This is a genomic window from Pseudomonas sp. RP-B7, from assembly GCF_059803535.1.
Map to the genome: position 1 here is coordinate 16,585 of NZ_JAPFHC010000019.1, position 14,134 is coordinate 30,718.

The 14,134-nt window shown below is 60.8% G+C and carries 10 protein-coding genes; 5 read left to right on the forward strand and 5 right to left on the reverse strand.

Annotation, left to right across the window (positions count from 1 at the left end):
* Window positions 1–28: 28 nt before the first annotated feature.
* On the reverse strand, window positions 29–1,420 hold the full coding sequence (locus OPU96_RS17865; protein ID WP_226454578.1) for an L-cystine transporter: 1,392 nt from the start codon (window positions 1,418–1,420) through the stop codon (window positions 29–31).
* Between the two features lie 239 nt (window positions 1,421–1,659).
* On the opposite strand from OPU96_RS17865, the gene OPU96_RS17870 reads away from it, so the two are divergent.
* From OPU96_RS17870 to OPU96_RS17885, 4 genes are all read left to right on the forward strand, one after another.
* Window positions 1,660–2,718, forward strand: coding sequence for an HAD family hydrolase (locus OPU96_RS17870; protein ID WP_370694873.1), 1,059 nt, complete (start codon window positions 1,660–1,662; stop codon window positions 2,716–2,718).
* A 217-nt stretch (window positions 2,719–2,935) separates the two neighbouring features.
* Complete coding sequence (locus tag OPU96_RS17875) at window positions 2,936–3,469, forward strand: RNA polymerase sigma factor (protein WP_192297862.1); 534 nt, start codon at window positions 2,936–2,938, stop codon at window positions 3,467–3,469.
* Window positions 3,466–4,413 carry a FecR family protein gene (locus OPU96_RS17880; protein WP_498559436.1) on the forward strand — a complete coding sequence of 316 codons (948 nt, stop codon included), beginning with the start codon at window positions 3,466–3,468 and terminating at the stop codon, window positions 4,411–4,413. The genes OPU96_RS17875 and OPU96_RS17880 overlap by 4 nt, the downstream gene beginning before the upstream one ends.
* Window positions 4,414–4,545: 132 nt before the next feature.
* Window positions 4,546–6,993 carry a TonB-dependent siderophore receptor gene (locus OPU96_RS17885; RefSeq protein ID WP_498559437.1) on the forward strand — a complete coding sequence of 816 codons (2,448 nt, stop codon included), beginning with the start codon at window positions 4,546–4,548 and terminating at the stop codon, window positions 6,991–6,993.
* Window positions 6,994–7,049: 56 nt separating this feature from the next.
* On the opposite strand, the gene OPU96_RS17890 is transcribed toward OPU96_RS17885, so the two are convergent.
* Both OPU96_RS17890 and ilvD read right to left on the reverse strand, forming a co-directional pair.
* Window positions 7,050–7,697: a putative adhesin gene (locus OPU96_RS17890; RefSeq protein WP_498559438.1), complete on the reverse strand. Its 648-nt coding sequence runs from the start codon at window positions 7,695–7,697 to the stop codon at window positions 7,050–7,052.
* Window positions 7,698–7,855: 158 nt separating this feature from the next.
* The gene (ilvD, locus tag OPU96_RS17895) at window positions 7,856–9,697 is read right to left on the reverse strand and encodes a dihydroxy-acid dehydratase (RefSeq protein ID WP_192297858.1); all 1,842 of its coding nucleotides are present in this window, start codon (window positions 9,695–9,697) and stop codon (window positions 7,856–7,858) included.
* A gap of 280 nt (window positions 9,698–9,977) precedes the next feature.
* Between ilvD and OPU96_RS17900 the strand changes: the two genes are divergently transcribed.
* Window positions 9,978–11,711, forward strand: coding sequence for a DUF4153 domain-containing protein (locus OPU96_RS17900; protein ID WP_226454574.1), 1,734 nt, complete (start codon window positions 9,978–9,980; stop codon window positions 11,709–11,711).
* Here the strand turns inward: OPU96_RS17900 and OPU96_RS17905 are convergent.
* Entirely contained in the window at window positions 11,686–12,693 is a 1,008-nt protein-coding gene (locus OPU96_RS17905) for an MFS transporter (protein ID WP_498559439.1), read from the reverse strand. The genes OPU96_RS17900 and OPU96_RS17905 overlap by 26 nt on opposite strands.
* A gap of 231 nt (window positions 12,694–12,924) precedes the next feature.
* Window positions 12,925–14,121, reverse strand: coding sequence for a class I SAM-dependent rRNA methyltransferase (locus tag OPU96_RS17910; RefSeq protein ID WP_003195152.1), 1,197 nt, complete (start codon window positions 14,119–14,121; stop codon window positions 12,925–12,927).
* Between the last annotated feature and the right edge of the window lie 13 nt (window positions 14,122–14,134).

Below are 14,134 nucleotides of genomic sequence, written 5' to 3' on the forward strand. Positions count from 1 at the left end.
GCGCGGGGCAAGCCCGCTCACTACAAGTTTAGGCTTGGGCTAGTTCGGCGTGCTCATCGGCATCCAATACGGCTTTATCCGTCTGCCCCATGATCTGGCTGGTAATCGCCCCGGCCGTCATCGAGCCGTTCACGTTCAACGCCGTGCGGCCCATGTCGATCAGTGGCTCCACGGAAATCAGCAACGCCACCAATGACACCGGCAAGCCCATCGCCGGCAGCACGATCAGCGCGGCAAACGTCGCGCCGCCGCCCACGCCCGCCACACCGGCCGAACTCAGGGTCACAATCGCCACCAGCGTCGCGATCCACAGCGGGTCGAGCGGGTTGATGCCCACGGTCGGCGCCACCATCACCGCCAACATCGCCGGGTAAAGACCCGCGCAACCATTCTGGCCGATGGTCGCGCCAAACGAGGCGGCGAAACCGGCGATGGAGTGCGGGATGCCCAGGCGACGGGTCTGCGCCTCGATGCTCAATGGGATCGCCGCCGCGCTGGAGCGGCTGGTGAAGGCAAATGTCAGCACCGGCCAGACCTTGCGGAAAAAGCGCAGCGGGTTGATCCCGGCCAGGGACAGCAGCAGGCCGTGCACCACGAACATCAGGCCCAGGGCCAGGTACGACACCACCACGAAACTGCCGAGCTTGATGATGTCTTGCAGGTTGGAACCGGCGACCACCTTGGTCATCAGCGCCAATACGCCGTACGGCGTCAATTTCATCACCAGGCGCACCAGGCGCATCACCCAGGCTTGCAGGGTGTCGATGGCGTTGAGCACTTTCTGGCCTTTTTCCACGTCATCCTTGAGCAGTTGCAGCGCGGCAACCCCCAGGAACGCGGCGAAAATCACCACGCTGATGATCGACGTCGGCTTGGCCCGCGCCAGGTCGGCGAACGGGTTCGACGGCACGAACGACAGCAGCAACTGCGGGATATTCAGGTCGGCGACCTTGCCCGCGTAATCACTCTGGATCACCTGCAGGCGCGCCATTTCCTGGGTGCCGGCCACCAGGCCTTCGGCGGTGAGGCCGAACAGGTTGGTCAGGCCGATACCGATCAACGCCGCGATCGCGGTGGTGAACAACAGTGTGCCGATGGTCAGGAAGCTGATCTTGCCCAGGGACGCGGCGTTGTGTAACCGCGCCACGGCGCTGAGGATCGAAGCAAATACCAGCGGGATCACGATCATTTGCAGCAATTGCACATAACCGTTGCCGACCAGGTCGAACCAGCCGATGGAAGCCTTGAGCACCGGGTTGCCGGCGCCGTAAATGCTATGCAGTGCCACACCGAACGCCACGCCCAGGGCCAGGGCGAACAACACCTTCTTGGCCAGGCTCCAGTTTGTGCGGCGGGTTTGTGCCAGGCCCAGTAACAGGACCACGAACACCAGTAAGTTGAGAATCAGAGGCAGATTCATTGAAGCTCCGTCAGAGGCTGCCAATCGCGTGAGCCTGCGATTGCGAACCGGAAATCCTAACAGCTTGAAATATATTGATTTAATACCGATATCGAATGGTGACTGTCGCTTTTGGAATAAGCCTTTGACGCTCAGGTATATGGCGTTGGCGGAATCAGGACGCAAGCGGTCGTGCTCGGGCGCTAACTGTCACAGGGATTTGTTAGCGTCGATGTCTTTCACTCAGGGAGAAAACGCATATGAAGCTCGCTTCGAGAATGTTTGCCGCCGCGCTGTGCCTGGGCCTTGCTGGCCACGCCATGGCCGCCACCGAGTTGAAACACTGGCCGGCCCCGGCCGCCGAGCAACTGAACAAAATGATCGCCGCCAACGCCAACAAGGGCAATTTCGCGGTGTTCGACATGGACAACACCAGCTACCGCTACGACCTCGAAGAGTCCCTGTTGCCCTACATGGAAAACAAGGGCCTGATCACCCGCGACAGCCTTGATCCGTCGCTCAAGCTTATGCCGTTCAAAGACACTGCCGACCATAAGGAAAGTCTGTTCAGTTACTACTATCGCCTCTGCGAAGTGGACGACATGGTCTGCTACCCGTGGGTCGCCCAGGTGTTTTCGGGGTTCACCCTCAAGGAACTCAAGGTCCAGGTCGACGAACTGATGGCCTCCGGCAAGCCGGTGCCTGTCAGCTATTTCGAAGGCGACGTGGTGAAAAAATCCGAAGTGCAGCCGCCGAAAGTCTTCACCGGCCAGCAGGAGCTGTACAACAAGCTGATGGAAAACGGCATCGACGTGTATGTGATGACCGCTGCCTCGGAAGAACTGGTGCGCATGGTCGCCGCCGATCCGAAGTACGGCTACAACGTCAAACCCGAGAACGTCATCGGCGTGACCACCCTGCTCAAGGACCGCAAGACCGGCGAGCTGACCACCGCACGCAAACAGATCAGCGCCGGCAAATATGACGAGAAAGCCAACCTCGGCCTCGAACTCACCCCTTACCTGTGGACCCCGGCCACCTGGATGGCCGGTAAACACGCGGCGATCCTGACCTACATCGACGAGTGGAAAAAACCGGTGCTGGTGGGCGGCGACACGCCAACGAGCGATGGCTACATGCTGTTCCACGATGTGGACGTGGCCAAGGGCGGCGTGCATTTGTGGATCAACCGCAAGGACAAATACATGACCCAGCTCAACGGCATGATGGCCAAGCACGCGGCGGCGCAGGCCAAGGAAGGGCTGGCGGTGACGGCGGACAAGAATTGGGTGATCGTCAAACCGGATGACATTCAGTAACACCGAGTCGCCTGCATTCGCGAGCAAGCCCGCTCCCACATTTTGACCGCATTCTCATGTTGAAACGCGGTCAACTGTGGGAGCGGGCTTGCTCGCGAAGACGGCCTCAAAAACACCGCATGACCCCCAGCAAAAAATAGATTTCAATTGCGAACAAATCTCATCCTCTGCTAGCGTGCGCACCTCCTGAACCCCTCGTTCACCTCAAGGTAGTGCCGTGCTCTCCTGGAATTCGCAGATCGCGCGCCTGTTCGCGGAGCAGAAGAAAGCCCTCGAAGCCTTCGTCACCCGCCGCACCGGCAGCGCCCAGGTAGCCGCCGACCTGACCCAGGAATCGTTCCTGCGCCTGGCCCGGTTGGACTCCGGTGAGAAGATCGACAACCTCCCGGCCTTCCTCTTCACCATCGCCAGTAACCTGGTGCGCGATCACCAGCGCCAGGCCATTCGCCGTGAGCGCCTGGACGCCGGCGAGCCCAGCGAAGAACTGCCGTGCAGCAACCCCGGCGCCGATGAACAATTGGCCGCCTACCAGCAGGAGCAACTGATGCAGGACGCGATCCTGGCGTTGCCCGAGGCGACTCGGCAGATCTTCCTGCTCTATCATGTCGACGAACTTTCCTACCGCCAGATTGGCGAACGCCTGTCGATCACCCCGCGCAGCGTGGAATACCAATTGCGTCGCGCCTTGATTGAATGCCGCGCCTACATCAAGACGCGGCTTGCCTGCGATGCACAAGGACGTCGGACATGACTGCGTTACCCACTGCCGACGCGTTGTTCGAAGAAGCGTGCGCCTGGTACTTCCGCTTGCAGGCCGAGGACGTGACCCCGGCCGAGATGGACGCCTTCGCCGCCTGGCTCGGCCAGGGCAATGCCCAGGATGAAGCCTGGCAGGAAGTGCAGGCGATGCTCGGCGGTTTGCGTGAACCGGCACGGTTGATCCGCCGCGCCGAGCAGGCCGCGTGGCGCAAACCCGCGCGGCGCTGGGCTTATGCCGCTGCCGTGCTGCTGGCGGTTGGGTTGACCGTACAGAACACGCCCTGGCTCGACCGCCTGCGCGCGGACTACGCCACCGGCACCGGCGAATCGCGCACCGTCGAATTGGCCGATGGCTCTCAGTTGCAACTCAACACCGACAGCGCGATTCAAGTGCGCATGAGCGGCGGCGAGCGTCAGATTCGTCTGCTGCGTGGCGAAGGTTTTTTCAGCGTGACCAAGGACCCGGCGCGGCCGTTCGTGGTGCAGTCCGGTGAGGGCTGGGTCAAGGTGGTCGGCACCCAGTTCAGCGTGGCGCGGCGCGATGCGCAGACGCGGGTGCAGGTGGCCGAGGGCAAGGTGCAGGTCAGTGCGGGCATGGGCGAGCCGGTCTACCTGGAGCCGGGACGGGCGGTGGAATATCAGGACCAGCGCCTCGCCGACGTGCACGCTTTCGATCCCGCCAGCGGTTTCGCCTGGCGCCAGCGCCAACTGGTGTTCCGCCAACAGCCGCTGTCGGAAGTGGTCAACGAGTTGAACCGTTACTGGCCCGGCAAGACCTTGGTGCTTGGCGACGCGTTGCGCAATCGCGTGGTTTCCGGCGTGTTTGAGATCGACAAACCCGATGCCGTAATCAAGGCGCTGGAATACACCCTCAACCTGCATGCCGAGCGCTACACCCCGTATTTGCTGGTGTTGCGCGAAGGCAAAGCGTCCTGACGGCAACTTTTTCAAAATATTTTCAGGGTTTCCCGGTGGGGCATCGTCCTTGATCACTGAGGCGTAAATAGTAAGCACTCTCAAGTAGTGCGGCGCCGATCACCGACTTTTTTGCACCGGGGAGCACCATCTATGGCACACCGATACGCCGCACGGCCCTTGCTGGCACTGGCCATTTCCTTGGCCAGCGGCACTGGGCCGCTGTATTTGCAGGCTGCTGAGACCATCCAGGCCCAGACTTACCGCTTCGATATTCCAGGGCAAAGCCTGGACGGTGCGCTGGCGGCATTTTCGGCGCTGACGCGGGTGCAGGTGTTGGTGAATGGTGAGTTGACCCAGGGGGTGGTGTCGCCGGGGGTGAAGGGCAACCTGGGGCAGCGTGAAGCCTTGGGGCAACTGCTCGGCGGCACGGGCTTGAGCGCAGCGTTTATCAATGCCGATACCGTCACCCTGGAAAAGCGTGTGGACGCCGGTGGCGCCCTCGAAGTCGGCGCCACCACCATCAGTGCCGAGCGCCTGGGCGTCACCACCGAAGGTACCGGCTCCTACACCACGGGTGCCGTGACCATCGGCAAGGGCGAGCAGAAACTCAAGGACATCCCGCAGTCGGTCAGCGTCATGACCCGCAAGCAGATGGACGACCAGAACACCACCAAGCTGTCCGACGTGGTCAAGCGCACGCCCGGCCTGACGGCGACCAAATCTCCTGGCCCTGGCATGTTCATCTTCTCCCGTGGTTTCGAAGTGGGCACGCTGCAATACGACGGCGTGGGCATCCCGCGTAACACCTACACGCTGGGCAGCTACCTCACCGAAAACATGGCGATCTACGACCGCGTCGAAACCCTGCGCGGCCCGGCCGCCTTGCTGCAAGGCGCCAACAGCCCCGGCGGCACCATGAATCTGGTGCGCAAGCGTGGCCAGCAGGCGCCCACAGTGACCATCACCGCCAAGGCCGGCTCGTGGGACCACTACGGCACCCAAGTCGATGCCGGTGGCCCGCTCAACCCGGAAGGCACCTTGCGCGGCCGGTTTGTGGCGGATTACGACACCACCAACTCCTTCGTCGATTACGCGGGCGGCTGGAACCAGACCGTCTACGGCGCCGTCGACTATGACTTCACGCCAGACACTACCGTGGGCGTCGGCATCAGTAACCAGAAAGGCCACTCACGCCCCAATTTCATGTCGTTGCCCCGCTACGCCAATGGCAGTGATATCGGCCTGCCGCGTTCGACCTTTGTCGGCGCCAGCTGGAACCGTGCCGTCAACAACCAGACCCAGGTGTTCGCCGACCTGGAGCATCGTTTCAACGATGACTGGAAAGTGAAGGCTGCGCTGGTGGCAATGGACGAGCATAACGACGCGACGTACCAGGCGACGTGGGATACCGTCCCCAACCCCGGTGATACGGGCAATGTGCGCTACATCGACTGGGTGACCGACTTCAATACCAAAAGTCGTGGCGCGGACGTGTATGTCAACGGCAAGTTCGACGGCCTGGGTTTCCAACAGGAAATGGTCCTGGGCGCCAACTATTCCAAACTCACCACCGACGACCAGTGGGCGCGGGCGGCAACGAATGGCGCGGATATTTTCAACATCGACCACAACCGTGTGCAGCGCGACAAATACCAGTTGTTCCAGGCGGGGAACGCCTCGAAGAGCTGGTATGACATTCGCCAGAAAGGCATCTACGGCACCTGGCGCGTCAAGGTGCTGGACCCGCTCACGCTGATCCTCGGCGCGCGCACCAGTTGGTATGAGTACTCCTACATCGGCCAGAACGGTCGCCAGGGCGTGTACGGCGCTGCCGAGGAAAGCACCACGCAAACCTCCGGCAAGGTCACCCCGTATGCAGGCCTGGTCTATGCCCTGAACGATCAATGGTCGGCCTACGCCAGCTACGCCGATGCGTTCGAGCCGCAAACCAACCTGACCACCTCCGGCTCGCTGCTCAAGCCTATCGAGGGCAAGAACTACGAGCTGGGCATCAAGGGTGAACTGGCCGATGGCCGCCTCAACACCTCGTTTGCGATCTTCCGCTACGACCAGGAAAACCGTGGCGTCCAGGACCTGCAAGGGCCGATGAACTGCAATGGCTGGTACTGCTCGGTGGCCTCGGGGAAGGTTCGCAGCCAGGGCTTTGAAGCCACATTGGGCGGTGAAGTGCTGCCGGGTCTGCAACTGGTCTCCAGCTACACCTACAACACCACCAAGTTCCTCAAGGACGACACCTACGAAGGCAAGGTCTTCAGCACTTGGACGCCCAAGCACCTGCTCAAGGTGTGGGGCGACTACCAATTGCCGGGGGACTGGCAGAAGTTCAGCGTCGGTGCTGGCGTGACGGCGCAAAGCAGCACCGTCGCCTACGATCGCACCTTCAGCGTGCCGGGCAATGCACTGTGGGATTCGCGGGTGGCCTACAAGATCAACCAGGAGTTCACCGTCGCGGCGAACCTGAACAATATGTTCGACAAGAAGTACTACATCCCGGCGTACAACGCGAACTGGGGCAGTAACTACTATGGCGACCCGCGCAATGTGATGTTCACCATGACCTACACCCCACAGTTCTGATTTCAGCCGGATAAAAAATGCCCGGCTCTTGGCGGGCACTTTTTATGCGCGGCGTTTCAGCCTGACGACTTATCCTGTATCGGCGCTCCAGTTGCCGGGACTGTATCGCAACTTTCTTCACGCAAAGTGGCACGGTATAGAGGTGCTGCAGGATTAAGCAGGTTCGGGCGACAGAATGAAGCGTGAATCTCTTGATACCGCAGCCCCTTGTTATTCACCTCCGTCAGGGCATCCTGCAAAGTGATGGCTATGTTCCTCAAGGCGAGTGAAGGGGTTTTCCGGTTGCGTACAGTCAGCACGTCGAAGTCCGAGTTGTTCACGGTATACCGAATGTTGTTGTAAGAGTCCTCCGGGTATTTGCCGAGCAGATAATTTCGGACGTCTTCACCAGGGCGCGTTTTCTCGTAAATATTCACGGTTTCTCGGGCTACGCCACCCAGGGTGGGGTCTTGCAGTGAATGGCCATCCGGGCCATAAAAAACAAGAGACGTGTTCTCTGGCACTTTCAAGTTCATACCCGGAAGGTAGGCGCCATGGGCGCTGATGACCAGTTTTCTGGGAGACTGCTGTGTCGGGCCTTGGAATAGGTAGAAATGTTCACCAAGGGCCGTTGCCCCGTTTGGCGGCAGGTTTGCTTTGTGTTGTGGAGGATGCTGGAGTTGCGGGGCAACAGTGAAAGAAGGTGCAGGCGCGATTCTGGGCATGAGCGTTACCTGTTAGAAAACTGAAACCATGAACGGGCATTTGCAGTGCTGAGTTCGGTAGGGTCAGTTTGTTTATCGGTAGCTGATGACATTTAGTTCCAGCGAGGGGGCAAAAAAATGCCCCGAAGATCGGGGCATTTTTGAGGCGCTGAGGGGGGTTATAGCCCGTCAAGCATCGCCTTGTTACGCACGGCACCCTTGTCGGCACTGGTGGCCAGCAGGGCATAGGCTTTCAACGCGGTGGTGACTTTGCGCGGACGCTTCTCCACCGGCTTCCACCCCTTCTTGTCCTGCTCGACCCGGCGTGCCGCCAGTTCTTCATCGCTGATCAACAGGTTGATCGAGCGGTTCGGAATGTCGATCAGCACCTTGTCGCCATCCTGCACCAGGCCGATCGCGCCGCCGGCTGCGGCTTCCGGCGAAGCGTGGCCGATGGACAGGCCCGAGGTGCCGCCGGAGAAACGGCCGTCGGTCAGCAAGGCGCAGGCTTTGCCCAGGCCCTTGGATTTCAGGTAGGAGGTCGGGTAGAGCATTTCCTGCATACCCGGGCCGCCTTTCGGGCCTTCGTAGCGGATGATCACGATGTCGCCTTCCTTCACTTCGTCGGCGAGGATGCCGCGAACCGAGCTGTCCTGGCTTTCGTAGATCTTGGCGCGGCCTTCGAAGACGTGGATGGATTCATCCACACCGGCGGTTTTCACCACGCAGCCATCCAGAGCGATGTTGCCGTACAGCACGGCCAGGCCGCCTTCTTTTGAGTAGGCGTGCTCGACGCTGCGGATGCAGCCGTTTTCACGGTCGTCATCCAGCGTGTCCCAACGGGTCGACTGGCTGAACGCGGTTTGCGTCGGGATGCCGGCCGGGCCAGCCTTGAAGAAGTGGTGCACCGCTTCGTCGTCTGTCTGGGTGATGTCCCACTTGGCGATGGCTTCTTCCATGCTGCGGCTGTGCACGGTCGGCAGGTCGGTGTGCAGCAGGCCGCCACGGGCCAGGGAGCCGAGGATCGAGAAGATCCCGCCGGCGCGGTGCACGTCTTCCATGTGGTACTTCTGGATGTTCGGCGCGACTTTGCACAGCTGCGGCACGTGGCGGGACAGGCGGTCGATGTCGCGCAGGTCGAAATCGATCTCGGCTTCCTGGGCCGCGGCCAGCAAGTGCAGGATGGTGTTGGTGGAACCGCCCATGGCGATGTCCAGGGTCATGGCGTTTTCGAACGCCTTGAAGTTGGCAATGTTGCGCGGCAACACCGAGTCATCGTTCTCGCCGTAGTAACGCTTGCACAGCTCGACGATGGTGCGGCCGGCCTGCAGGAACAGCTGCTCGCGGTCGCTGTGGGTGGCCAGTGTCGAACCGTTGCCCGGCAAGGCCAGGCCCAGGGCTTCCACCAGGCAGTTCATCGAGTTGGCGGTGAACATGCCGGAGCACGAGCCGCACGTAGGGCAAGCGCTGCGCTCGTATTCCGCGACCTTCTCGTCAGAAGCGCTGGAATCGGCGGCGATGACCATGGCGTCTACCAGGTCGAGGCCGTGGGAGGCGAGCTTGGTCTTGCCGGCTTCCATCGGGCCGCCGGAGACGAAGATCACCGGGATGTTCAGGCGCAGGGCGGCCATCAACATGCCGGGGGTGATCTTGTCGCAGTTGGAGATGCACACGATGGCGTCGGCGCAGTGGGCGTTGACCATGTATTCCACGGAGTCGGCGATGATCTCGCGGCTCGGCAGGGAATACAGCATGCCGTCATGGCCCATGGCGATGCCGTCGTCGACGGCGATGGTGTTGAATTCTTTCGCCACACCGCCGGCGCGTTCGATCTCGCGGGCGACCAGTTGGCCCAGGTCCTTGAGGTGGACATGGCCGGGTACGAACTGGGTGAACGAGTTGGCAATCGCGATGATCGGCTTCTTGAAGTCGTCATCTTTCATCCCCGTGGCACGCCACAGTGCGCGCGCGCCGGCCATGTTGCGGCCGTGGGTGGATGTTTTCGAGCGGTAATCAGGCATTGGAGCACTCCGGGCGGCTAATCAAGTACTAAAGGGGAGTGAGCTTCTATTTCACTACTGGAACACCCGAAAAATGGCCGTGTGTCCGGAAGTTGCCACTCGCGTCGCGGGATCGCCGCGTGCTTGGGCCTCGAGCTCATAAACCCGCCGGGGGATGACTGGCGATGAATAGGGCCGATTCTACACCGCTGGCGGCTGGAGGGAACGGGGCAATACAGGGCCTGCGGCTTTGTTTAGACTGGCGGCCTTTTTTGTCCCTCTCCACTCCAAAGGAACTGGAATGCCCGGTATCAATCGTTTTCTTGGGTTCTACCTGCTGATCGGCCTGGTCCAGGGAATCGCCTTCTATTACTCCGACCAGCTGTATCGCTTGAACGAAGCGCTGTTTTTTGTCACCTACACCCTGGTCCTGGTGGGCGGCACCACGTTGCAGTTGCTCGGGGAAAAAGTCCGGCACTGGCGTTCGCTGTTGCCGACGCTGCTGTTCACCCTGCTGATGGGCGGCATGACGCTGTGGGTGTGTTATGGCGTCGAGCATATCGGCGACAACCGTTGGGCGATCAACTCGTGGTTTATCAGTGTGGTGGTGCTGAGCTACGTCTGCGCCAGCTTCCTGTTTGCCTGGCCCTCGGCCAAAGGCCAGCGCTGGCGCTATGAAGACCTGTTCCAGCAAGCCTGGAACAGCGTGTTCATCGTGCTCTACGCGTTGATCCTGGTGGGGCTGTTCATGGCGTTGCTCAAGCTGTGGGGCCGGCTGTTCCTGATGTTGGGCATCGAGTTCTTCGAGCATCATTTCTGGAGTGAGTTGTTCCTGTGTTTCGCCCTGCCACTGGTGTTCGCGCTCGGCATGTACTTGGCGGCCCGCAGTGAAAAAGTCATCGGCCAGATGCGCGGCATGCTGTTCAGCGCGTGTGGTTTGCTACTGCCGTTGATTGCGCTGATCAGCGTGCTGTTTACCCTGGCCCTGCCGTTTACCGGGCTTGGGCGGATATGGGCGACGGGCTATTCCACACCGATTTTGCTGGTGCTGGCCGGGGCTCAGCTGTTTCTGCTCAACGGGGTGTTCCAGGATGGCGCGCAGCCTCGGCCGTATCCAAAGTGGCTGACGCGGTTTATCGAGTTGAGCCTGTTGTGCCTGCCGGTGCTCGCGGCGCTGGCGTTTTATTCGAGCTGGCTGCGGGTCGAGCAATACGCCTTGTCGCCGCAACGGTTCATTGCGCTGGCGGCGGCATCACTGTGTGGTTTGTACGGCCTGGCGGCGGTGTGGGCGGTGGTGCTGCGTAAACCGGTGTGGCTGGGCAACTTGCGTGTGACCAACCCGGCACTGGCGTTGCTGTTTTGTGCGCTGGTGGTGTTGATCAACACGCCGCTGCTCAACCCGGTACAGATCAGTGTGAATGATCAGGTGCAACGCTTGCTGGACGGGCGCACCAAGGCCGAGGCCTTTGATGCGCACTACCTGCGTTTTGGCCTGGAGAAGGCCGGCGAGGAGGCTTACGCCAAGTTGCAGGAGGATCTGGATAAAGAGCGCATTCTTGACGCGGATTCGCGTCGTGCCTTGCGCGAGCGCATGGACGACACGGCGCTGAGTTTCAGCGAACAGTATGAAAAGGAGCGCGCCCGCCGGCCCAAGCCCGAACTCGAATGGATCGGTCCCAAGCCCAAGGGCAGCGAGCAGTTTGCCGAACTGAGCCTGGCTACCGACTCACCGTGCGAGTCCAACTGTGTGTTGTGGGCGGTGGATCTGGACCTGGACGGCCAGCCCGAAGTGCTGGCGATTCCAAACACCGGCTACCGCCAAGACTCCAAGCCACCGCGCATCTTTGCCCTGGATGAGAAAGGCCAATGGGACGATCGCGGCCCACTGGTCTGGACGCAACTGCCGGACGGCTATGTGGACACCGAAACGCTGATCCACGACATCCGCATCGGCAGGATCGAACTGGTCAAGCCGCGTTACCGGCAATTGCAGACCAGTGACATGCTGCTCACGCCGGTAATGCGCGAGCCGTAGTCTGCCGGTTGGTCACCAGCCCCCATAGGCTGAGCACGATAAAATTGAGGGCGCTGATCAGCATCGGGATCAGCAAGGTCACCGTGGTGATGGCGTGCATGCCGACAATCAATGTCAGCAGCACCCCGGCGACACTCAGCAAGCCGAGGCCGATGTTTATCTGCCGCGACAGCGTGATGCGTTTTTGCAAATACGACGCCACGACGCCGCCGAGCAGGTAGGCCACGCCGTACACCATCAGCACCAGCGCGTATTGGTATTCGGAAAGCTGCAGCGTGTCCATGAAGATCAGCGGTGTCATGCTGATCAGCGCGAAGTAGCAGGCGAACACCAGCGCGGCGATCCACCAATAACGTAGGAAGTCGCGATTTTTAGCCACGGCTTTCAGCGTATCGATGATGGAAACGGCGGCACGGTGCGGGCTGGCGGCCTTCGACGACAGGATGCAGGCCGCGTGGATCAACATGCCCAGCGCCATCAGGGCAAAGCCGTAGAAACTGCCTTGCCAGTCGAAGGTGGTTTGCAGCCAAGAGCCGATCAGCGGTGACAGCGCGACAAACGAGCCGCTCAAGGTCATGTAATACAGGCGCACGCGGGCGCGGTCTTGTTCGTCGAACAGGTCTTCCACCAGCGCGTGGCCCAGCACGAAAAATCCACAGCCCATGGCCTGGACACTGCGAAACAGCAGGAAGCTCAGGTAATCCGGCGCCCATGCGCAACCGATGGCGCCGAGGATCGACAGGCTGATGCAGCCGATCAGCACTTCCTTGCGCCCCCATTTATCCGACAGCGGGCCGGCCACCAGTTGGGAGATCGCAAAGACCAGCGTGAACAGGCTGATGGACAGCGCGACGTCAGCGGTGGGCGTATCGAAGTGGGCGGACAGGGCGGGGAAGGAGGGCAGCAGGATATTGATCGGAAAGAAGCTGATCAGGGAAATGCAGGTGATCAGGATGAAGCGCGAGAGGGCGGGCCCAGACATTGTTTTTGTTTTCCCGGAGTAGAACCAGAAATCGATACTAGTCTGCGGAAAATGGAATTCAATCAAAAAAAGTGGCTTGTAGAAGTCGGAACAATGTTTCTGGCACTGCGCAAAAAAGTGTGGGAGCGGGCTTGCTCGCGAATGCGGTGTGTCAGTTAACAACTTTGTAACTGATCCACCGCATTCGCGAGCAAGCCCGCTCCCACATTTTGTTCTGCGTTCTAACTCTACTTAGCTGTTAGGCAGCAACCGGCACGTGATGCTCTTGATGTAGCGCGTCTCGGCAATCGCCGGATGCACCGGGTGATCCGGGCCTTGGCCGCCGCGTTCGAGCATCTGGATGTTGCGGTCCAGATGGCGGGCGCTGGTCAGCAGGATGTTTTGCAGGTCGTCTTCCGGCAGGTGCATGGAGCACGAAGCGCTGACGAGGATGCCGTCCTTGCTGAGCAGGCGCATGGCTTGCTCGTTGAGGCGGCGGTAGGCGCCTTCGCCGTTCTTCATGTCTTTTTTGCGTTTGATGAACGCCGGTGGGTCGGCGACGATCACGTCGAAGCGTTCCTCGCTGGCTTTCAGTTCTTTCAAGGCTTCAAACACGTCGCCTTCGATGCAGGTCATTTTCTCGGCAAAGCCGTTCAGCGCGGCGTTGCGCTCCACGCCGTCGAGGGCGAAGGCCGAGGCGTCGACGCAGAACACTTCACTGGCGCCAAAGGCCGCGGCTTGCACGCCCCAGCCGCCGATGTAGCTGTACAGGTCGAGCACGCGTTTGCCTTTGGCATACGGAGCCAGGCGGGCGCGGTTCATGCGGTGGTCGTAGAACCAGCCGGTTTTCTGGCCCTGGATCACCGGGGCTTCGAATTTCACGCCGTTTTCTTCCAGCGCCACCCACTCCGGCACCAGGCCGAACACGGTTTCGACGTAGCGGTTGAGGCCTTCGGCGTCGCGTGCGGCGGAGTCGTTCTTGAACAGGATGCCGCTGGGCTTGAGCACTTGGGTCAGGGCGGCGATCACGTCTTCTTTATGGGCTTCCATGGTCGCCGAGGCGATCTGTACCACCAGGATGTCGCCGAAACGGTCGACCACCAGGCCTGGCAACAGGTCGGAATCGCCGTAGACCAGGCGGTAGAACGGCTTGTCGAACAGGCGGTCACGCAGGGACAGGGCGACGTTCAGGCGGTGCACCAGCAGCGACTTGTCCAGCGGCAACTTGATGTCGCGCGACAGCAGGCGGGCGCAGATCAGGTTGTTCGGGCTCATGGCCACGATGCCCAGGGTCTTGCCGCCGGCCGCTTCCAGGATAGCCTGGTCGCCTGCCTGGAAGCCGTGGAGTGGGGTGGCGGCCACGTCGATTTCGTTGCTGTAGACCCACAGGTGGCCGTTGCGCAAACGACGATCGGCGTTGGCTTTGAGACGCAGGCTTGGCAGGGACATGACGTCGCTCCGG